Below are 20,044 nucleotides of genomic sequence, written 5' to 3' on the forward strand. Positions count from 1 at the left end.
TTTCTTTCAAAGAAAACGATGGCTCGTGCGATGGTGTGCAAGGATATCGAATTCGGGCCGATCTTACTCAAAAGATCGTCTTAGTCGCGGGTGCGGGCCATATCTGGCAGCGCGATATTCGCGACCTGCTCCGCAATGGGATCATTGCTTAAAGGGTGCGTATCAGGCTCAAAGCTTTCGGGATCCTTCAGCTTTTGCCAACTGCCGCCCAGATACACTTCCAATCCCGAAAAGCGGGCCTTGTAGCCCATTTTCTGACTGCCGGGCACCCAGTAGCCCAGATAGACATAGGGCAGACCCGCCTCACGGGCGATGTCGATATGATCGAGGATGATGTAGTTGCCAAGCCCGTCTCTGGGCCGGTCCGGGGTGTAGAAGGAATAGACCATGCTGACCCCGTCCCCCAGAACATCTGTCAGGCACACACCGATAAGCGCGTCCGTGTCGGGATCGGTGTATTCGATCACGCGACTGCGGATCGGCGTTTCCTCGATCATGGCTGCGAATTCAAAGACATCCATATCTGCCATGCCGCCATCGGCATGGCGACTGTCCAGATAGCGTCGAAAGAGCGCGTATTGGTCTTCGGTGGCCCAGGGCGACGTGGCGCGCCGTTCCAGTTTTGAGCTGCGGCGCAGTATGCGGCGCTGGCTGCGGCTGGGTGTAAAGGCGGCCACGTCGATCCGTGCAGAAAGACAGGCCGCGCAGTCCGCGCAGGAAGGTCGGTAGAGCACATTTTGTGAGCGGCGAAACCCCTGCGCTGACAGGCTGTCGTTCAGCTCTGCTGCGTTTTCGCCTTGCAGGGCCGTGAACAACTTACGCTCCATCCGGCCCTCAAGGTAGGGACACGGCTGCGGCGCTGTCACATAGAACTGCGGCGTCAGAGGGAGGGTGTGGCGCATGGGATTCCCGGTGGTTTGGGTTGATGATATCAACCCCCCTCAGCAGGGCCAAGTCCCGTTTTCCGGGGAAGTCTTACCGGCGTCTGTTCAGCGCTGTTGCGGACAGGACCATGTCGGTCAGTCCCTGTCCCCGCGCGGTGGTGGCCATCAACACCACCGAGATCAGCTGCAAGGGCGGCATGGCCACGCTTACCGTATAGCCCAGGGTGTGGGCAAAGGCCTGGCCAAGGTCAAATTTCTGGTCCCGGCCATCGCGCAGTTCGATCGCCATCAGGCGCATGCCCCAGGTTGCCGATGAATTGGCAATCGTCATCACCCGGTAGACAAACCCCACGACGAGCATCAGGAGCGGAAAGAAGAAAATGCCGGTGAAGGCCGTGAAGGGTACGATGAGCACGCAGATCACCGCGATCAGCACGATGTCCACCACCCATGCGATCAGACGCTTGAGCGGGACGCCCTCATAGAATTGCGGTTGTATGTCGGGATCAGGCAGGCGGGTCATTGGGGGTTCTCGTGTCAAACTGGAAGGTGCCCCCCGGACAGGTCCGGGAGGCGGGGGGAGGATGGTTTGGGTCTTATGCCTCGGCTGTGCCGTCGTCGCGGGTCCGGCTGGCGCGTTCGTCCATGAACTGGTCGAACTCTGCCTTGTCCTTGGCTTCGCGCAGACGCTCGAGGAAGGCCTCGAAGTTGGTCTGCTCTTCTTCCAGGCGGCGCAGCGTGTCGGCCTTGTAGGCGTCAAAAGCGGCGTTGCCGGTGTTGCGTGTGGGCAGTGAGAAGGATTTGCCGCGGCGGGCGCAGGATTTGCCGGAAAACATGCGTTTGCTCCAGATCATGTACATCAGAAGGGCGAGGCCAACGGGCCAGAAGAGAATGAAACCAAGGACCATAGCGGCAATCCACGCGCCTTTGCCCTTGTCATCCAGCCAGTTCTCGGCACGCGCAAACCAGGAGGGCTGCGAGGAGTAACCGGCATCGGAGGTGATGGTGTTCATATGATCAAGCCTTTCGTATCAAGAGGCCATGTTGCGGCCCTGTTGCGGTGGAAGGTCTTATGTGAATGCCTTTCACATTACCAAGATTGGGATTCGATCTCTGTGTTGCAAGAGTAAATGTGAAAGGTTTTTACATTTATTTGGATAAAGACGTAAAATCAGCGACTTGTGCACCGGAAAGTTCCACGATTTTGGCCGGGCTCAGACAAAAGACATGGTGCGGCGTGCCTGCAGCGGCCCAGATCATGTCGAATTCCAGCAGCCGCGGATCGACCCAGGCGCGGGGTGGGGTCAGGTGCCCGACAGGGGCCACGCCGCCAATTGCAAAGCCGGTTTGGGCGCGGATCAGGGCGGCGTCTGCCTTGCCCAGGGGCTCTTGTGCAAGATCGGCGGCGCGCGTGGCATCCACCTGATTGCCCCCGGCGGTGATAAACAACAGGGCTGCCCCGCTGTGCTGGCCGCAAAAGATGATCGACTTGGCGATCTGATCGACCTCGCAATTCACGGCATGTGCCGCGTCCGCCGCCGTGCGTGCCAGCGCCGTTTCGCGGATGTCGACGTCGACGCCTGCGTCGGTCAATGCTTTGCGCACGCGCGCGAGGCTCTTGCTCATGGCCCGGTTGTGCCGCAATGCTGGACGCATGACAACTGCTTCGCTTTCCACGTTAATGACCCGCATGCCGCGCCGCTATCATGCGGGCCGGGCAGAGGACGCGGAGGCGTTGGTGGCGGCACTGGACAGGGACGCCAGAACACTGGCCGTGAACGCGGCCTCGACGGCGCCCTATCTGTTGGGGCTTCTTGAGAAAGAGGCGTCATGGCTGCAGCAGGCCGCTGAGGATCCGCACGGCGCTGTCGCCCGGGTGATTGGCACAGCCGCCGCGCATCCGCCCGAAGGCATCGCGGCACATCTGCGGCAGGCCAAGCGTCGCGTGGCGCTGATGACAGCGCTAGCCGATCTTGGGGGGGCATGGGGCCTTGAAGAGGTGACCCGTGCGCTGACGGATTTCGCCGATGCCGCTTGCCAGTCGGCCTTGCGGGCCGGTCTTACCCCGCAGATCCGGCGTGGAAAAGTGCCGGGGATGACAGAGGATGACCTGCACGATGCCGCTGGCATGGTGGTGCTGGCGATGGGCAAGATGGGCGCGGGAGAGCTGAATTATTCCTCCGATATCGACCTGATTTGTCTTTTTGACGAAACCCGGTTTGATCGGGATGACTTTCACGCGGCCCGCAGTGCCTTTGTCCGCGCCACCCGCACGATGAGCGGTCTGCTGAATGACCGCACCGCTGATGGCTATGTCTTTCGCACGGATCTGCGGCTTAGGCCGGACCCCGCGGTGACCCCGGTCTGCATGGCGATGGCGGCCGCCGAGAACTATTACGAAAGCCTGGGACGTACCTGGGAGCGTGCCGCCTATATCAAGGCGCGGCCCTGCGCGGGCGATCTGGAGGCGGGCGCACGTTTTCTTGAAACGCTGCGTCCGTTTGTCTGGCGCAAACACCTTGATTTTGCCGCCATTCAGGATGCCCACGACATGCGGCTGGCCATTCGCGAACATAAAGGGCTGGGCGGGGCGATCACATTGCCCGGTCATGACATGAAACTGGGCCGGGGCGGCATTCGGGAGATCGAGTTTTTCACTCAGACCCGTCAGTTGATTTCAGGCGGGCGCGACCCTGACCTGCGGGTGCGCGACACCTGCGGGGGCCTTGATGCGCTGGCCGAAAAGGGGTGGGTCCCCAGTCATGCCGCTGAGGCGCTGCAGGACCACTATCGGGCGCACCGGATGATCGAGCACCGCCAGCAGATGGTGCAGGACGCCCAGACCCATCTGCTGCCCCAGTCGGATGCAGGATTTGATCGGCTGGCCTGCATGGTTGATATGGACACCCATGACCTCAAGGCCGATCTGCGCACCCGGCTTGGCGCAGTGCATGAGATCACCGAAGGCTTCTTTGCCGCCTCGCGCGCGCCTGCACCGGCGCGGGACGTGCCCGCAGCACATATCTTTGACGCCAAGGTACTGGACCGCTGGCCAAGCTATCCGGCACTGCGCAGTGAAAGGGGCTCTGAAATATTCAAGCGGCTCAAGCCCGATTTGCTGGCGCGTCTTGCTGCGGCGGGCAAGCCGGATGAGGCGCTGCTTGCCTTTGACGGGTTTCTTGCGGGACTGCCTGCGGGGGTTCAGCTGTTTTCGCTGCTCAAGGCGAATCCGCAGCTGGCGGATCTGCTGATTGATATCGTTAGCACCTCGCCCGCGCTGGCGGCCCATCTGTCGCGCAATGCGGGCGTGTTTGATGCGGTGATCGGGGGGGATTTCTTTTCCGACTGGCCTGGCGAAGACGCGTTGGCCGCGATGCTGCAGGCCGAGCTTTCCCGCGAGCCGGATTACGAGGCCCGGCTTGACGGCACGCGCCGATGGGCGCGCGAATGGCATTTTCGCATCGGCGTGCATTTGCTGCGCGGGCTGATCGCGCCCGAGGTTGCGGGCGCGCAATACGCTGATCTGGCGCGATCGGTCCTGCGCGCGCTTTGGCCGGTGGTGGGCGATCAGTTTGCAACACGGCACGGGCCGCCGCCGGGGCGCGGTGCGGTGTTGCTGGGCATGGGGTCGCTGGGGGCGGGTCGGCTCAACGCGACCTCCGATCTCGACATGATCGTGATCTATGACGCGCAGGGCGTCGAAAGCTCTGACGGGAAACGCCCGCTGGCGGCCCGGCTTTACTATGCACGGCTGACGCAGGCCATGATCACTGCGATGACCGCACCCATGGCGCAGGGGCGGCTTTATGAGATCGACATGCGATTGCGGCCTTCGGGCAATCAGGGCCCTGTGGCCACCAGTCTTGGCAGTTTTGAAAGCTACCAGAAAACGCAGGCCTGGGTTTGGGAGCATCTGGCGCTGACGCGGGCTGCGGTTGTCGCGGGGCCCCACGATCTGGTCCGGGACGTGGAACAGTTGCGGCGCGAGATATTGGGATCTGGGCAAAGCAGGGCGCATGTCATGGGCGAGGTTGCCGCGATGCGGGCCCGGATCGCGGCGGCCAAGGCCCCCGAGGACATCTGGGATGCCAAGATCGGACCTGGCCGGTTGCAGGACATTGAGTTGTTGGCGCAAGGGGCCACGTTGAGTGCCGGTCAGGCGGACCGCGCCATCGCGTCGGGCCTTGCGCTGGCCGAAGCGCAGGATATCGTCAGATCAGGTGAGGCCGCAACTTTGCAAGCTGCCTATAGGCTGGCCTGGGCGCTGCAATGCGCCACACGGTTGCTTTCTGCCGGTCCCTTGGCGGTGCGTGATCTGGGACAGGCAGGCACAGCATTTCTGTGCCGGACACTGGAAAGCGACACGCTGGCTGAACTTGAGACGCAGATGCAGCAGAGCTATGCGCAGGCGGCGGGTATCATCGACCGCGCGCTTGGCGCGTATCAGGGCAGGGAGGACAGCAATGAAGAAAGGTGACGCGTCGGACCCCAAGGGTCTGATCTACGAATCCTACCGCATTGACGGGATCAGCAAGCCGGAGTGCCGCACCATTTTTCTCGACTGGGCGCTCAGCCTGCCGGTGGAAGAAGATACCGGTGCTGCGATCCGCGCGTTGCTGGCGCGGTACCGCGATCAGGGGCCGCATCCGATGACAGAGGTGCTGACCGAAGGGTTGGCGGGCATGGCCGCCCCCCGCAGGCGCGGCGGATGGCGGGGGCGTGCGCGGAACTAGCGGCGTCTTTGGGCTTTCGGTCATCGGGCGAGACGCGTAGAGGGGGCGCCATGACATCCGATATCTCCCCCCCCGCAGAGCGCCCGACAGTCCGATTGTTGCCCAAGGCGAATGCCCGTGCCATTCGGCATGGATTTCCCTGGGTCTATGCAAATGAAATGGTGCTGGACCGGCGCACCAAGAAGCTTGAGCCGGGGACCCTTGCCGTGCTGGAAGACAGCGCGCGGCAGGTGATGGGGCTGGTTGCGGTCAACCCGTCCTCGAAAATCGCGGCGCGGATGCTGGATACGGATGCCTCGGCGGCGCTGGATGCGGCGTGGTTCGAGGTGCGCATCGCCAAAGCGCTTGATCTGCGCGCACGGCTCTTCGATGCGCCGTTTTACCGGCTCATTCATGCCGAAGCGGATGGATTGCCGGGGGTGGTCATTGATCGCTTTGGCGATACCTGTGTGCTGCAACCCAATGCGGCCTGGGCCGAGGCGCTGATTGCGCCGCTGTGTGCCGCGTTGGTCAAGGTCACCGGCGTGTCGGTGGTGATCAAGAACGCCGCGGGACGCACGCGGGCGCTGGAAGGGCTCGATGATGTGTCCGGCGTTTTGGCAGGTGCTGCCCCGCAAGGCCCAATCGCCGTTTCGATGAACGGGGCCACCTATTTGGCGGACGTGATGGGGGGACAGAAGACCGGCCTTTTCTACGATCAGCGGCCCAATCATGCCTTTGCCGCATCGCTGTCGCGCGGCGCGCGGGTGCTGGATGTTTTTGCCCATGTGGGCGGGTTCTCACTGGCCGCGCTGGCAGCGGGCGCACAGGAGGCACTGGCCGTTGACGCCTCTGCGCCGGCGCTGGAGCTTGCAGCACAGGGTGCAGCGGCGATGGGTGCCGAAGAACGCTTTGCCACGCGACAGGGCGATGCCTTTGACACGCTGGCTGCCTTGCGCAGCGAAGGGGCGCAGTTCGACGTGGTGATCTGTGATCCACCGGCCTTTGCCCCATCACGCAACGCGCTGGAGGCAGGCTTGCGTGCCTATGAGCGGATTGCGCGGCTGGCGGCACCCCTTGTGGCGGATAACGGCATTCTCGGGCTGTGCTCGTGTTCTCACGCGGCTGATCTGGCGCAGTTCCGCAACGCCAGCGTCCGGGGCATTGGCCGTGCAGGGCGGCGCGCGACGCTGTTGCATACAGGCTTTGCCGGGCCGGACCATCCGCAACTGCCGCAGCTGGCCGAAAGCGGATACCTCAAATCCCTCTTCTTTGGCCTGTGAGTACGCCGCGCATCCTGATTGATGCCTGCGTGCTATACCCCACGGTGATGCGCGAAGTGGTTCTGGGGGCCGCGCGCGCAGGTCTGTTCGAGCCCATCTGGTCGGGTCGGATCTTGGAAGAATGGGCGCGCGCGGCGCGCAAGCTGGGGCCCACAGGCGAGGCGCAGGCCCGCGCCGAGATCGCGATGCTGCAGGCGGCCTGGCCGGATGCTGAACAAGCACCGGCACCGGGCCTTGAAGCGCGGCTGTGGTTGCCGGACGAGAATGACATCCACGTGCTCGCCGTCGCGGTATCGGCCAGCGCGGACAGTATCATGACCCTGAATGCAAAGGATTTTCCGCGCGGTATTCTTGGTGAAGAGGGGCTGACGCGGATCGACCCGGACAGCTACCTGATGCAGGTCTGGCCCGCCCATGACACTGTCCTTCGGCAGGTTGCTGGGCGTGTTCTGGATCAGGCGCGGGCGCTATCGGGCGACGACTGGCAGATGCGCGCCTTGATGAAAAAAGCGCGATTGCCGCGATTTGGCAAAGCCCTGAGCTGACTTTCTCTGGCCAGAACATTCCTCGGGAGTATGAGGGTCCGAGGACCCTCATCCGCCAAGCCCCGTCTTGGCGGCACCCCCTTTGCAGAAAAGCGCCGCAGGTCTATTGGTGCCACTTCGCCTCAAGACCCCTCAGATGCGCGATGCGTTCTTCTGTCTTGGGGTGGCTCAGCAGCCAGGCCGGGGCGGTGCCATGGTTGGTCTGGGTCAGAGCTTCGAGTTTCTGGAACAGTGAAATCTGCGGCGCGACGCCGATACCGGCCTTGGTCAACAGGGCGGCGGCATAGGCATCCGCCTCGTATTCATCAGACCGCGAAAGTTTTGCGGCCAAAAGGGTGGTGATCATATTGGCAATCCAGACCCCGACAAAGGGAATGAACCGGCCCAGTACCATGGCCAGTACCGTGCGCATGGCGTTTTGGCCGGAAAAGTCGATCATGCGGCGGCGTGAATGGCCAAGGGCGACGTGCCCCAATTCATGGGCGATGACCGAGGCCAGCTCTTCGGCCGTGACCTCGCCGGACTTGAAGCGGTTATAGAACCCGCGGGTGATGAAAATGCGCCCGTCCGGAGCGGCAAGGCCGTTGACCGGTTCAATCTCATAGATGTTCACCTTGATGCGGGGCAGGTCCAGCGCGCGCGCCATCCGGGCGCTCATGTCCTTGAGCGCGGGATCCATCAGCTCGGTTGATTTGGCATCCAGTTCGCGCGCTGTGCGCCAGGCGGAAAAGCGATACATGGCAAGCCCGTAGAGGACCGCCAGCAGAATGGGCAGGACGCGGATCATAAGGTTAATATGGGGAGCATTGCGCCCGGGGCAAGCGGCGCGCAGAGGTATTTGAAAAAGGGTGAAAGACCCAAGGTGTCACGACCACGCAACGGGCACGGATGTGGGACCGCGGAAGGCCCACCCCGTAAAGGGGGCGGTGCCTGTCAGCCGCAGGTTGGGCAGGGCGTCAAAAAGCATGGGCAATGCAATTTCGGTGATCAGGCAGCGTGAGGCCGCGGCACCGGCGCAGAAATGGGGGCCTGCGCCAAATGGGATGGCAGGGGACGTATCGCGGGTGATGTCGTATCGGTCAGGGGCGTCGAAATGTGTCTCATCCCGGCCCGCTGATGAAAACATCAGGAACACGCGGTCACCGGCGTCAAATGTGACGTCACTTACGGTTTCTGCGCGGGCCACGACGCGTGGGGACATCCCGATAGGCGAGATCCAGCGGACGTATTCGCCAAAGGCCTCTGCCCAGGTCGATTGCTGGTCATGGATGCGGCGCAGTTGGTCGGGGTGGTTGAGAAGGGCCCAGACGGTGCCCGCGATGGCATCGCGCGGTTCATTCTGGCCCCCGGAGATGACCAGCTTGACGTTGGCGCGCAGACTGTGTTCGGGCACTCCGGCCGCTTGCTGGACGGCAATCGCACTTTTCGCCGGCGGACCTGCCAGCATGCGGTCAATATGATCATCGATCAGCGCTGTTGCGGCGTGGCAGCGTGCCTCAATCTGCGGATCGCCTGCGTAGTTTGCGCAGCCGTCGATCATGTGCTGGCTCACCCGGTCCATTTCGCGTGGTTGCATCTGGCTGAGGCCGGTGATGGCGATGAGCGCTGCAGCTGAGACGGGCATGGCATAGTCTGTCACCAGATCGCCGGCCCCTTTTGGTGCCAGATCGTTCAGGATCTTTTGCGTTGCCGCCCTGAACATCGGTTTCCAGTGGTCTGCAACGGTGCGCGGGCTGAGCGCGGGAAAAAGCGCGCGCCGCTCTAGTGCATGCGCGTCACCGTCCTTGCGCATCATGTTTTCACCCATCAGCTTTGTCATCAGCCCATCCGGTTGGAGGGATGAGAAGACATCGATCCGCTTTTCTTGCACGTGAATGTCGTTGCGGCGGGTGATCAGGGTGGCATCGAGCTGGGGCACGTAGGTGATCGGCGCCTGGCGGCGCATGGTCGCAAGGGTCGGGTAGGGGTCGGCCGCAAAAGCGGCGGGATCAATTTGTGTGACTGGCGCGTTGGACATGTACCAAGAGTAATCGCGCGCGTCGCTGCCGCCTAGCCCTGATCGGAAACATCATGCCGACTTTGTCCGCCCTGCTCTGGCCCTTTTTCGATGCTGTCGTGATGGTGGTGGCGCTGATCGCACTGACGCGGTTTGCCGGATTGCGGTCGTTCTCGAAGATGTCGGGTTATGATTTTGCCATCACTGTTGCGATGGGCAGCGTTCTGGCCTCGGTTATCGTGACCAAGAGCACCGGGCCGCTGGTCGGGATCGCCGCGCTTGCGGCCCTTTTTGCGGTGCAGGCAGTGTTGTCCCATCTGCGGGTCGGATCGGAGCGCGCGGCGGATGCGATGGACAATGCGCCCCTGCTGATCATGCGGGGGTCTCAGGTGCTGGAGGACAATTTGGCTGCGGCCAAGATGACCCGGGCTGATCTGATGGCCAAGCTGCGCGAGGCGAATGTGCTGCAGCTTGAGACCGTGCAGGCCGTGATATTCGAGCAGACGGGCGATGTGTCAGTGATGCACGGGGAGTGCGCCATTGACGATGAAATCCTGCAGGGCGTCCGCGCGACGATTTAGCGAGTCAGCGTTTTCATGCCCCGGCTGAGGCCCTCGAGGGTCATGGGCACCATGGCGTCGGGGCCCAGTAGTTCCTGGATCATGGTGATGGACTGCGTATAGGGCCAGTACTTCTCGGGTACCGGGTTGATCCAGAGACTGGCGTTCCACTGATCGCGCGCGCGGGTCAGCCACGTCGCACCGCTTTCGGCGTTCCAGTGTTCATTGGCCCCGCCGGGGTAGGCGATTTCGTAGGGCGACATGGAGGCGTCACCGACGAATATGCATTTATAATCAGGCCCATAAGTGCGCAGGATTTCATGGGTCGAGGTCTGAGCGTCCCACCGGCGACGGTTGTCGCGCCAGACACCTTCGTAGAGGCAATTGTGAAAATAGAAGTGGTCGAAGTGTTTGAATTCGGCCTTTGCCGCGCTGAACAGTTCCTCGACGACTTTCACATGGGGGTCCATGGACCCGCCGATGTCGAGAAACAGCAATACCTTGACCGCGTTGCGGCGTTCGGGGCGGGTTTTGACGTCTAGATAGCCGTGTTCGGCCGTGGCGCGAATGGTGCCGTTCAGATCCAGTTCCTCATCGGCGCCATCGCGGGCCCAGCGGCGCAGGCGTTTGAGGGCGACCTTAATGTTGCGGGTGCCCAGTTCAACGGTGTCGTCCAGGTTCTTGAACTCGCGCTTGTCCCAGACTTTGGTGGCGCGCTGGTGGCGGCTTTCTTTTTGACCAATCCGCACGCCTTCGGGATTGTAGCCATAGGCGCCGAAGGGCGAGGTGCCAGCCGTGCCGATCCATTTGTTGCCGCCCTGATGCCGATCCTTTTGTTCCTCAAGGCGTTTCTTGAGCGTTTCCATGAGCTTGTCAAAGCCACCTAAGGCTTCGATTTCAGCTTTTTCCTCTGCGCTGAGATGCTTTTCAGCCATTTTCTCAAGCCAGTCGCGCGGGATTTCCACAGCTTCAAGAACGTCGTCCAGAGTTATGTTTTCCAAGCCTTTAAAGGTCGCTGCGAATGCGCGATCGAATTTGTCGATGTTGCGCTCGTCTTTCACCATCGCGACGCGGGCGAGATAATAGAAAGCCTCAACGTCGTAGGTTGCGATGCCGGCAGCCATCCCATCGAGAAACGCCAGAAATTCGCGCATGGACACCGGTACCTTGTGGGCGCGCAGCTGATCGAAGAAAGGCAGAAACACGCGGGCTAGCCCCCCATGATGCGGGTGATAAGGATCGACAACAGCAGGCCGCCCAAGGCAAAGAGGATCGCGAAGACAGCGGCATATTGGGCCAGATCTTTGCGGTTGCCACCGCGTTTTTTGGCCAGGTAACCGCCAATCAATGCGCCGATGACGGCGACAATTACAACATCCATGGAAACCCCGTCCGCCTATCCTTTGCGCGGGTTCAGCGATGCAATCTCGCGCATCTTGGCCCGCACAGCCCAGTCTGGGCCAAAGCCGTATCGCGCCCAGCCGATGCTGTCCAGCCTGACGCTGCGCGCTTCGGTTTGGCGGTCCTGAAGGTCCAGCGCTTCGGAGCGCAGCAGGAGCAGGGTCGAGAGCAGGGCGGCGTTTTCATTGGCTTGTGCGGTGGCGATATGGGGGTGGATCAGGGACAGGGCATCCGCGCCGCGCCCCTCGGAGATTGCAAATGCGCTGAGTTGGGTTGCGACGTAGGCGCGGTGCAAACTGGTGCCGGGGGTCCGGGCGTAGAAACGATCAGACAGAACGTATTGATGTTGCGCCGCTGCGGGGTCACTGGCTTGCAACACGCGTCCCATCGCATAGTGGGCAAAGGCGCGGCGGTGGTCCTGCCATCCCATTGCGGTCGCGATGCGGACGGCCTCACGTGCGGCCTGCAACCGGCTGGTGGCTGAAATCGACCGACCAAGGGCGGTCTTGATGGCCATGCTCCATGCGCGGGGGGTTCGGGTGGCATAGCGGCCCTGTCGCACGTCGCCCTGTGGATGGATGCGGGCCAGGACAGCAGGGAGCCTTGAGGCTACCTGGCTGCGGGTCATGCCGGACCGCAGCGCGGGATCGTAGTAGGCGCGCAGGATCAGCATGTCGAACCCTGTCAGCACAGTGTGCACGTTGTCGTCGTTAAAGACGGAATCCGGCAGGCGGTAGAGATCGTTGAGCGGCCCAAGGGCTTGTGCCACCTCTTCATGCAGGCAGTCGCGCACCTCTTGCGGGCTGGCGTCGTTGGGCAGGAAAATGGCGATCTTTGTGCGCTCTTTCAGGAGGCTCCAATTGGTTCGTGGGTGACGGCGTGCTTTGCGGTATTCAGAGAGCGACGATACGTTTGGCGCGACAAAGCAGGCGGCCTGAGGCAGGACCCGGCGGATGTCGGCGCGGCTGACTGCCTGGATGGTGAGATTGGCATCTGGACTTGTGGTATAGCCGATGTTGATCCGCGCCTCACTGCGCAGTCGGGCGATCAGGCGGCTGAGATCGTGGTTCAGGGTTGCAGGTGGTGCGCCTGTTACCCGGACGCTGATCGGTCCTTCAAAGCGGGTCAGGACGGGGAGGTCGCGGCCGCTTTCCATCTGGAACGACAGTTCAATGAAATCGAGCGCAAGATCATTGTTCGATAGGACCGGCGTGGCCGGTGTGCCGCCGGTGAAGGTTTTCATCGCGGGCAGTGTTGATTGTTGCGAGGGAGCAAAGCTGCGGGTTGCGACCTCGGGTTGGGATGCCGGAACACAGGCGTTCAACATCAATATAAGGGGGAGGACCGACCGCGCTTTCATAACAGGCGTGTGGCACGTGGCGCTTGGTGCGCGCGCATCGACGGCGCACGCGGGCGCTGCGCAGGATCTGTGGTGGAGTTTCGATTCATTGCCTGCCTGCCCTTTATCGAGCCTTCTTTGCGGGTCTTTTCGCCCGTCACTCTGATCTTGTTAGGGAGCAATTAAGGCAAATTTTGGGCAATTGGGGCGGCGCTGACTGACCGGCGCGAGGGTGATCTTTTGGCATCGGTTTTGCCGGCTGCGCCTGTCTTGGGAGGGTATCTGGCACAAAAAAGGGCCGCCCGGTGTGGGGCGGCCCTTGGCTTTTCCGTTTGAGATTAGTGCGAGAACTTCTTGATTTCGCCCGCCTTCAGGCGTGCGCTGTAGGAGTCCAGCTCTTTGCGGACCACTTTCATCAGGAAGTAGAGGCAGAAGATGTTGACCACCGCCATGGCGAAGATCGCCGCATCCGAGAAGTCGATGACCGGGCCAAGGCTTGCCGCCGCGCCAATCACGATAAAGACGCAGAAGATGATCTTGAAGACCAGTTCAGTCGTCTTGCCCTCACCAAAGAGATAGGTCCATGCCTTCAGGCCATAGTAGGACCAGGAGATCATGGTGGAGAAGGCGAAGAGGATCACCGCGATTGCCAGCACGAAGGGGAACCATGAGATGGCCGATCCGAAGGCGGCTGAGGTCAGGGCGACACCTGAATTGCCGTCAACCGTTGCGATGGCAGTGCCTGCTTCGTTCAGCACGTAGTTGCCTGTGGCCTGATCGACGATCAACTGCTGCGAGATGATGATCACCAATGCGGTCATCGTACAGATGACCACCGTGTCGATCAGCGGCTCAAGCAGGGACACAAAGCCTTCGGTAATCGGCTCTTTGGTTTTCACCGCAGAGTGCGCGATTGCCGCAGAGCCCACGCCCGCTTCGTTCGAGAAGGCGGCCCGCTTGAAGCCCTGGATCAGCGCGCCGACAAAACCGCCCGCAACGCCAAGCCCGGTAAAGGCACCGGCGAAGATCTGGCCGAAGGCCCATCCGATCATGTCAAAGTTGACAAGCAGGACGATCAGTGCGGCGCCGACGTACATGACGCCCATGAAGGGAACGACCTTTTCGGTCACTTTGGCGATGGATTTGATCCCGCCGACGATGACCGCGAACACCACGGCTGCAAAGATAAGGCCCGTGATCCAGCCCGGGAAATCGCCCGTGATCTGGGTGATCTGCACGTGGGCCTGGTTGGCCTGGAACATGTTCCCGCCGCCCAGCGCGCCTAGGATACAGAAGACCGAGAACAGCACGGCAAGGATTTTCCCGCCCGGTAGTCCCAGTTCATCAAAGCCCTTGGAGATATAGTACATCGGACCACCCGAAACGGTCCCGTCAGGGTATTCGTTGCGGTATTTCACGCCCAGCGTACATTCGGTGAATTTTGACGCCATGCCGAGGAGACCGGCAAGGATCATCCAGAATGTGGCGCCCGGACCGCCGATCCCGACAGCCACGGCCACACCGGCGATGTTGCCAAGGCCGACAGTACCCGACAGGGCTGTTGCGAGGGCCTGAAAGTGGCTGACCTCGCCTGCGTCGTTGGGGTCAGAATAATCACCCTTCACCAGACCGATGGCATGTCCGAAGAACCGGAACTGCACGGCGGCGAAGTAGACAGTAAATACCGTCGCACCGATGACCAGCCACATCACGATCCACGGAAAGGACGTGCCTGGAATGGGAGCAAAGATGAAACCGACGAAGGGGCCGGTGAAGTTTGCAAACGCCTCGTTCACGCGCGCATCAAGCGAGGGGGCGGCATCCTGTGCCTGTGCGGGCAAGGCCGAAGCCGCCACAGCACAGAGCATAAGGAACATGGAATAGATATTTTTCATTGTGATGGTCCTTATGCGACGACAGTGACGGGAACGCGGGCGTTCATCACGAGATTTGCGGTTGAGCTGCCAAAGATACGCGAGGTCAGGCCGCCGGCACTTGTCCGGGCGACGATGATCTGCTGTGCGCCTTCCTCTTGCGCGATCTGGTCAATCGTGTCGGCGACGTCGCCGTGACGCACGATGGCGCGCGCGGACAGTCCGGCCTCTTTGAGGGCGGCGACCGCCGGGTTCAGCACGCGGTCCTTGGCGACTGCTATCTCTTCCTCACGCCGCTTGTGTCGCTCAGCATTTTCTTCTGCCGTCTGGAAAGAGAACGGTGACCATTCGATCACATAGACCACGATCAATTCGCAATCCGACGTCTTTGACGCCAGATCCTTGGCGAAATCGAGGGCCTTATCCCCCGTGCTTTGGCCATCAAGGCCGATGACTAATTTCATGTTTTTGTCCCTATTATTGTTATTTTCTATCAGTTTTTAGGGCGATCGCGATGTCCGCTGGCACCCGTCTGATCTTGTTGATGTGTTGTCAGGCTATGAAATAAGTCCGGGCCGGTCCACTCTCTTGGTGGACCGAAGCGAATGTCAGCAGGGTCTGAGAGGGCGATGGCCGGGATGGGCCAAGCGGTTGAAAGCTGCCGTCTGGCCGCAAAGTTGCACAGCTAATGCGACCAGAAAGGTCATTGACCACATGGATGCCACAGCCTGCCCGCAAACAGGCAGATCGTGACAGCAATAGGCGTTTTGTGGCGCTTAGCGCTGTCCGCGCGCCATGAAAGCCAGCCGTTCGAACAGGTGCACGTCCTGTTCGTTCTTCAACAGTGCCCCGTGCAGCTTGGGCAGGGCTGATGTACCGTCCTTTTTGAGGTCTGCGGCTTCCATGTCTTCGGCCAACAGCAGCTTGAGCCAATCCAGAACTTCGGAGGTGGAGGGTTTTTTCTTGAGACCCTGCTGGTCGCGAATCTCATAAAACTGGGTCAGCGCGGTGGTGAGCAGCTGCTCCTTGATGCCCGGATGGTGAACCTCGACGATCTTTTTGAGCGTGTCCATGTCGGGGAACTGGATGTAGTGGAAAAAGCAGCGGCGCAAAAAGGCGTCGGGCAGTTCCTTTTCGTTGTTGGACGTGATGATCACAATAGGGCGCTGGCGCGCCTTGATGGTCTCGCCGGTCTCGTAGACGTAGAATTCCATCTTATCGAGTTCCTGCAACAGATCGTTGGGGAATTCGATGTCTGCCTTGTCGATCTCATCAATCAGCAGGACCACCTTTTCGTCCGCTTCAAAGGCGTCCCAAAGCTTGCCTTTGCGGATGTAATTCTTGACGTCGTGCACACGTTCTTCGCCCAGCTGGCTGTCGCGCAACCGGCTGACGGCATCGTATTCATAGAGACCCTGCTGCGCGCGTGTGGTCGACTTGATGTTCCATTCGATCATCTTCAGACCAAGGCTTGCGGAAACCTGTTTGGCCAGCTCGGTTTTGCCGGTTCCCGGTTCGCCCTTGACCAGAAGGGGCCGTTCCAGCGTTACAGCCGCGTTGACCGCAATGGTCAGATCATCTGTCGCGACATAGTCGGCGGTGCCTTGAAATTTCATATTGTTATCAACCTCTCACGCCTTGCGGCTCATGCCTGGGTCTTTAACCCCAAAACCTCAGGATTGTGTAGTGACAATCGCAGAATGCTGCGATAGACGCTGCGGCAGGGAGCGATCTCAGCCAAGAGAGAGGGCCTTTGGTGCCAGACGATACAGCCATTGAGGGGACAGAAATGAAACAGGAAGTATTCCTGCCGGATGACTATTCTCCGGCCGAAGATGAACCGTTCATGAACGATAAGCAGCTCGCATATTTTCGACGCAAGCTGCTGAACTGGAAAGCGGAGCTTTTGGCGGGCAGCCGCGACACGATTGAGGGATTGCAGGACGGCACACGTAACATTCCGGATGTTGCCGACCGTGCCTCCGAAGAAACCGATCGCGCGTTGGAGCTGCGTACCCGCGACCGCGCGCGCAAGCTGGTTGGCAAGATTGACGCCGCCCTGCGCCGGATCGACGAGGGCGAATTTGGCTTTTGCTCGGTTACGGGCGATCAGATTTCGCTTAAGCGTCTTGATGCGCGGCCCATTGCGACCATGAGCCTTGAAGCGCAGGAGCGTCACGAGCGCCGCGAAAAAGTGCACCGCGACGACTGACGCGGTCGCGGATATCATTGTCATTGCGCCGGGGCCCACGCTCCGGCGTTTTGCTGTAAGGGGTTCGAATGGCGATCTCGAATGCAATTGTCGTAGGGGGCGGTATTGGTGGCCTCGCGGTTGCCGCAGCCCTTGGGCAGCGTGGGGTTGCAGTCACGCTTTATGAGCAGGCACCGTCATTGGACGAAGTGGGGGCCGGTTTGCAGATCAGCCCCAATGGCCTTGCCGTATTGCGCGCGCTTGGGGTTGAGGCGGCGTTACGCCAGAAGGGGGCCGTGCGGGCCGGTGCCGTTCAATTGGCTGATCATAAGACGGGCCGTTCCGTCGCCCGGATGGATTTGGCGCGTCTGGGTGAAAAACACGGATACTTCTTTTTACACCGGGCCGATCTGGTCGATGTTCTGGCGGGGGCGGCAAAGCGCGCGAACGTCACATTTGCCCTTGGTCACACGGTTACTGCGATGCACGCCGACGTCTTGCCGCGCATTACATTGGCGGATGGCAGTACCCGGCAAGCCAAGTTGGTCGTGGCCGCAGACGGCCTGCATTCGGTCGCGCGAACACTGCTGAACGGTGAGGTCGACGCGGCCTTCTCCGGGCAGGTGGCCTGGCGCGCGATCGTGCCCAATGCTTTCGCACACGAGGATATTGCCATGGTGACCATGGGGCCGGGCCGGCATGTGGTCAGCTATCCGATCCGTGGCGGGCAATTGGTCAATCTGGTTGCGGTGGAAGAACGGGCTGAATGGGCCGCCGAAGGGTGGCAGCATCCAGGTGATCCGGACGATCTGCGCCATGCCTTCCGCATGTTTGGCGGGCAGGTGGGACAGATGCTGTCGGCGGTCAGGCGCACGGCGGTCTGGGGATTGCATCTGCACCCGGTTGCCCAAAACTGGAGCGCGCAGAACCTTGTGCTGCTGGGGGATGCGGCGCATCCGACGCTGCCGTTCCTTGCACAGGGCGCGAATATGGCGCTTGAGGACGCCTGGGTTCTGGCCGATGAGGTCGCCAAAGGGGGCGAAGACTGGGCAAGGCGTTATCAGTCCCTCCGTGAGGCGCGGGTGCGGCGGGTTGTCAAAGCGGCGCAGAACAATGCGTGGCGCTATCATCTGAAGCCCGGCCCCGTTCGCAGCCTTGCGCACCTTGGGTTGCGGGCGGGCAGTCAACTGCTGCCCGGTCGCATGATCGGGGCCTACGATTGGCTCTATCGCCATGACGTGACAAAAGGTGCGGCTCAGCGGTCTTGAAGATCACGCCTTGGCGCGCTGCAGCATCCCAAAGAGATCGCGCGGATCGTCCGGATCTGCCAGCAGGTCCAGCGGATGAAAGAATCCGGTATCGGCAATCTGGTCCCTGACGAAGCGCAGGGCTGAGAAATCTTCGATTGCAAAGCCGACGCTGTCGAAAAGCGTGATCTGTTTGTCGCTGGTGCGGCCCTTGGCCTTGGCTGTCAGCACTTCCCAGAATTCGGTGGCCGGATGGTCGGGGGCCATCTGCTGGATCTCCCCTTCGATGCGGGTCTGTTTGGGATACTCCACAAAGATATCAGAGCGTTGCAGGATCGCCGGGGCCAGTTCCGTTTTGCCCGGGCAGTCGCCGCCGATGGCGTTGATGTGGACGCCTGCGCCCACCATGTTGTCGGTCAGGATCGTGGCGTATTGCTTGTCGGCGGTGCAGGTCGTGATGATCTGCGCGCCCAGCATTGCGTCTTCGGCGGTGGTGCATTGGGTCACTTTCAGGCCCTGACCGGCGAGGTTTTCCGCACATTTCGCGGTGGCGGCGGGGTCGATATCGTAGAGGCGCACCTCGGTGATGCCGACGATCGCCTTCATGGCGAGGCTCTGGAATTCGGATTGCGCGCCGTTGCCGATCATGGCCATCACCGTGCTGCCTTTGGGAGCCAGAACGCGGGCCACGAGGGCAGAGGTCGCCGCCGTGCGTAACGCTGTCAGCATGGTCATTTCCGACAACAGCACCGGGTAGCCCGAGGCGACATCGGCCAGCAGGCCAAAGGCGGTCACAGTCTGCAGCCCCGCCTTGGTGTTCGACGGATGGCCGTTCACGTATTTGAAGCCGTAAACATCGCCGTCCGAGGTCGGCATCAGTTCGATGACGCCCTTGTCCGAGTGGCTGGCGACGCGAGGCGTCTTGTCAAAGAGTTCCCAGCGCTTGAAGTCGGCTTCGATATAGTCAGCCAGGCCGCGCAATGTCTCTTCCACCCCGATATGGTGGATGAGCTGCATCATGTGGTCGACGGAAACGAAAGGGACAAGGGCCTTGTCGGAGGGCAAAAGCTTGGTCATGTGCTGGTTCCTTAGTAAGCGCGGGTTGGCCGGTCAAAGACGCGGCGGCCAAGGGCAGACGCGGCGAGATCGACCATCAGGGTTGCGGTACGCCCGCGTTCATCCAGAAAGGGGTTGAGCTCAACCAGATCGAGCGAGGTCATCAGACCTGAGTCGTGCAGCATCTCCATGACCAGATGCCCTTCGCGCACGGTGGCGCCGCCCGGGACGGTTGTGCCCACGGCAGGTGCGACGGAGGGGTCGAGGAAATCAACGTCCAACGACACATGCAGCATGCCATTGGCGGCGGCGACCTTGTCAAGGAAAGCTGAGAGCGGCTTGGCGATACCGCTTTCGTCGATCTCGCGCATGTCCACGTATGTCATTGCGCTGCCTTGCATGGCTTCGCGTTCCGGCCGATCGACAGAGCGCAGGCCAATCAGGGCGATTTGTTCGTGCGGCAGCGGTGCGGACACCTCGGGAAAGCCGTCAAATCCGTCCCGGCCCGTCACATAGCCAAGCGGGGTGCCGTGCAGGTTGCCGCTGTCGGTGGTCTGCGGCGTGTGGAAATCGGTGTGGGCATCCAGCCAAAGCACAAAGAGCGGGCGGCCAACGGATTCTGCGTGGCGCATGGCGCCCAGTACCGTGCCAAGCGACAGCGCATGGTCGCCGCCCATGAAAATGGGCAGGCCCTTCTGTAGAGTGGATCGGGAGACCTCTGCCAGCGCGGTGGTCCAACCAATGGTTTCGTTCCGTCGGACCAGTTTTGGATGGGTCTCTTTGGCAAAGGCGTCCGGGGCGACATTGCCGGTATCCGTCACGTCATGTCCCAGATCGCGCAGGGCATCGGCCAGACCCGCCGTGCGGTAGGCATCAGGCCCCATAAGGCAACCCTGACGGCGCTTTCCGCTGTCCATCGGTATACCGACAAGAATGCAATTTTGCTGAGTCATCAG

General features: G+C 61.3%; 21 protein-coding genes. 7 read left to right on the forward strand and 14 right to left on the reverse strand.

Going from position 1 to position 20,044, the window contains the following annotated elements:
- Positions 1-80 precede the first annotated feature (80 nt).
- From H9Q16_RS03945 to H9Q16_RS03960, 4 genes are all read right to left on the reverse strand, one after another.
- The gene (locus H9Q16_RS03945) at positions 81-902 is read right to left on the reverse strand and encodes an arginyltransferase (protein ID WP_191074052.1); all 822 of its coding nucleotides are present in this window, start codon (positions 900-902) and stop codon (positions 81-83) included.
- A gap of 73 nt (positions 903-975) precedes the next feature.
- Entirely contained in the window at positions 976-1,407 is a 432-nt protein-coding gene (locus H9Q16_RS03950) for an RDD family protein (RefSeq protein WP_191074053.1), read from the reverse strand.
- Between the two features lie 73 nt (positions 1,408-1,480).
- Positions 1,481-1,897, reverse strand: a complete 417-nt coding sequence (locus H9Q16_RS03955) for a DUF2852 domain-containing protein (protein ID WP_191074054.1) — start codon at positions 1,895-1,897, stop codon at positions 1,481-1,483.
- A gap of 136 nt (positions 1,898-2,033) precedes the next feature.
- On the reverse strand, positions 2,034-2,510 hold the full coding sequence (locus tag H9Q16_RS03960; protein ID WP_191074055.1) for a YbaK/EbsC family protein: 477 nt from the start codon (positions 2,508-2,510) through the stop codon (positions 2,034-2,036).
- A 28-nt stretch (positions 2,511-2,538) separates the two neighbouring features.
- Between H9Q16_RS03960 and H9Q16_RS03965 the strand changes: the two genes are divergently transcribed.
- Genes H9Q16_RS03965 through H9Q16_RS03980 form a run of 4 tightly spaced genes read left to right on the forward strand, consistent with a single transcriptional unit; the run spans position 2,539 to position 7,424 of the window.
- Positions 2,539-5,361, forward strand: coding sequence for a [protein-PII] uridylyltransferase family protein (locus tag H9Q16_RS03965; protein ID WP_191074056.1), 2,823 nt, complete (start codon positions 2,539-2,541; stop codon positions 5,359-5,361).
- Positions 5,348-5,617: a hypothetical protein gene (locus tag H9Q16_RS03970; protein ID WP_191074057.1), complete on the forward strand. Its 270-nt coding sequence runs from the start codon at positions 5,348-5,350 to the stop codon at positions 5,615-5,617. The genes H9Q16_RS03965 and H9Q16_RS03970 overlap by 14 nt, the downstream gene beginning before the upstream one ends.
- Positions 5,618-5,667: 50 nt before the next feature.
- Entirely contained in the window at positions 5,668-6,879 is a 1,212-nt protein-coding gene (locus H9Q16_RS03975; protein WP_191074058.1) for an RSP_2647 family RNA methyltransferase, read from the forward strand.
- A complete protein-coding gene (locus H9Q16_RS03980; RefSeq protein ID WP_343067787.1) occupies positions 6,876-7,424 on the forward strand; it encodes an RSP_2648 family PIN domain-containing protein in 549 nt (182 codons plus the stop codon). Before H9Q16_RS03975 ends, H9Q16_RS03980 begins: the two co-directional genes overlap by 4 nt.
- 103 nt (positions 7,425-7,527) lie before the next feature.
- Here the strand turns inward: H9Q16_RS03980 and H9Q16_RS03985 are convergent, their stop codons facing one another.
- The gene (locus tag H9Q16_RS03985; protein WP_191074059.1) at positions 7,528-8,211 is read right to left on the reverse strand and encodes a M48 family metalloprotease; all 684 of its coding nucleotides are present in this window, start codon (positions 8,209-8,211) and stop codon (positions 7,528-7,530) included.
- Positions 8,212-8,289: 78 nt separating this feature from the next.
- Entirely contained in the window at positions 8,290-9,441 is a 1,152-nt protein-coding gene (locus tag H9Q16_RS03990; protein WP_191074060.1) for a cytochrome P450, read from the reverse strand.
- A 53-nt stretch (positions 9,442-9,494) separates the two neighbouring features.
- Between H9Q16_RS03990 and H9Q16_RS03995 the strand changes: the two genes are divergently transcribed.
- Positions 9,495-10,001 carry a DUF421 domain-containing protein gene (locus H9Q16_RS03995; RefSeq protein WP_191074061.1) on the forward strand — a complete coding sequence of 169 codons (507 nt, stop codon included), beginning with the start codon at positions 9,495-9,497 and terminating at the stop codon, positions 9,999-10,001.
- Here the strand turns inward: H9Q16_RS03995 and H9Q16_RS04000 are convergent.
- The 6 genes from H9Q16_RS04000 to H9Q16_RS04025 form a co-directional block, all read right to left on the reverse strand.
- Entirely contained in the window at positions 9,998-11,185 is a 1,188-nt protein-coding gene (locus H9Q16_RS04000) for a VWA domain-containing protein (RefSeq protein ID WP_191074062.1), read from the reverse strand. The genes H9Q16_RS03995 and H9Q16_RS04000 overlap by 4 nt on opposite strands.
- Before the next feature lie 5 nt (positions 11,186-11,190).
- Positions 11,191-11,361, reverse strand: a complete 171-nt coding sequence (locus H9Q16_RS04005; RefSeq protein WP_191074063.1) for an apolipoprotein acyltransferase — start codon at positions 11,359-11,361, stop codon at positions 11,191-11,193.
- Positions 11,362-11,376: 15 nt separating this feature from the next.
- Entirely contained in the window at positions 11,377-12,741 is a 1,365-nt protein-coding gene (locus H9Q16_RS04010) for a DUF2927 domain-containing protein (protein WP_191074064.1), read from the reverse strand.
- Positions 12,742-13,058: 317 nt separating this feature from the next.
- The gene (locus tag H9Q16_RS04015) at positions 13,059-14,615 is read right to left on the reverse strand and encodes an alanine/glycine:cation symporter family protein (RefSeq protein ID WP_191074065.1); all 1,557 of its coding nucleotides are present in this window, start codon (positions 14,613-14,615) and stop codon (positions 13,059-13,061) included.
- A gap of 11 nt (positions 14,616-14,626) precedes the next feature.
- On the reverse strand, positions 14,627-15,058 hold the full coding sequence (locus H9Q16_RS04020) for a universal stress protein (RefSeq protein WP_191074066.1): 432 nt from the start codon (positions 15,056-15,058) through the stop codon (positions 14,627-14,629).
- 312 nt (positions 15,059-15,370) lie between these two features.
- Entirely contained in the window at positions 15,371-16,210 is an 840-nt protein-coding gene (locus tag H9Q16_RS04025) for an AAA family ATPase (RefSeq protein ID WP_191074067.1), read from the reverse strand.
- Positions 16,211-16,383: 173 nt separating this feature from the next.
- Here H9Q16_RS04025 and dksA point away from each other — a divergent pair, with 173 nt between their 5' ends.
- The gene (gene dksA, locus H9Q16_RS04030) at positions 16,384-16,806 is read left to right on the forward strand and encodes an RNA polymerase-binding protein DksA (RefSeq protein WP_191074068.1); all 423 of its coding nucleotides are present in this window, start codon (positions 16,384-16,386) and stop codon (positions 16,804-16,806) included.
- Positions 16,807-16,874: 68 nt separating this feature from the next.
- Positions 16,875-18,053 carry an FAD-dependent monooxygenase gene (locus tag H9Q16_RS04035; protein WP_191074069.1) on the forward strand — a complete coding sequence of 393 codons (1,179 nt, stop codon included), beginning with the start codon at positions 16,875-16,877 and terminating at the stop codon, positions 18,051-18,053.
- 3 nt (positions 18,054-18,056) lie between these two features.
- On the opposite strand, the gene H9Q16_RS04040 is transcribed toward H9Q16_RS04035, so the two are convergent.
- Both H9Q16_RS04040 and rocF read right to left on the reverse strand, forming a co-directional pair.
- Complete coding sequence (locus H9Q16_RS04040; protein WP_191074070.1) at positions 18,057-19,109, reverse strand: ornithine cyclodeaminase; 1,053 nt, start codon at positions 19,107-19,109, stop codon at positions 18,057-18,059.
- Positions 19,110-19,120: 11 nt separating this feature from the next.
- Entirely contained in the window at positions 19,121-20,041 is a 921-nt protein-coding gene (gene rocF, locus H9Q16_RS04045) for an arginase (RefSeq protein ID WP_191074071.1), read from the reverse strand.
- Positions 20,042-20,044: the final 3 nt, after the last annotated feature.

Source organism: Sulfitobacter aestuariivivens, from assembly GCF_014763045.1.
GTDB classification, from domain to species: Bacteria; Pseudomonadota; Alphaproteobacteria; order Rhodobacterales; family Rhodobacteraceae; genus Sulfitobacter; species Sulfitobacter aestuariivivens.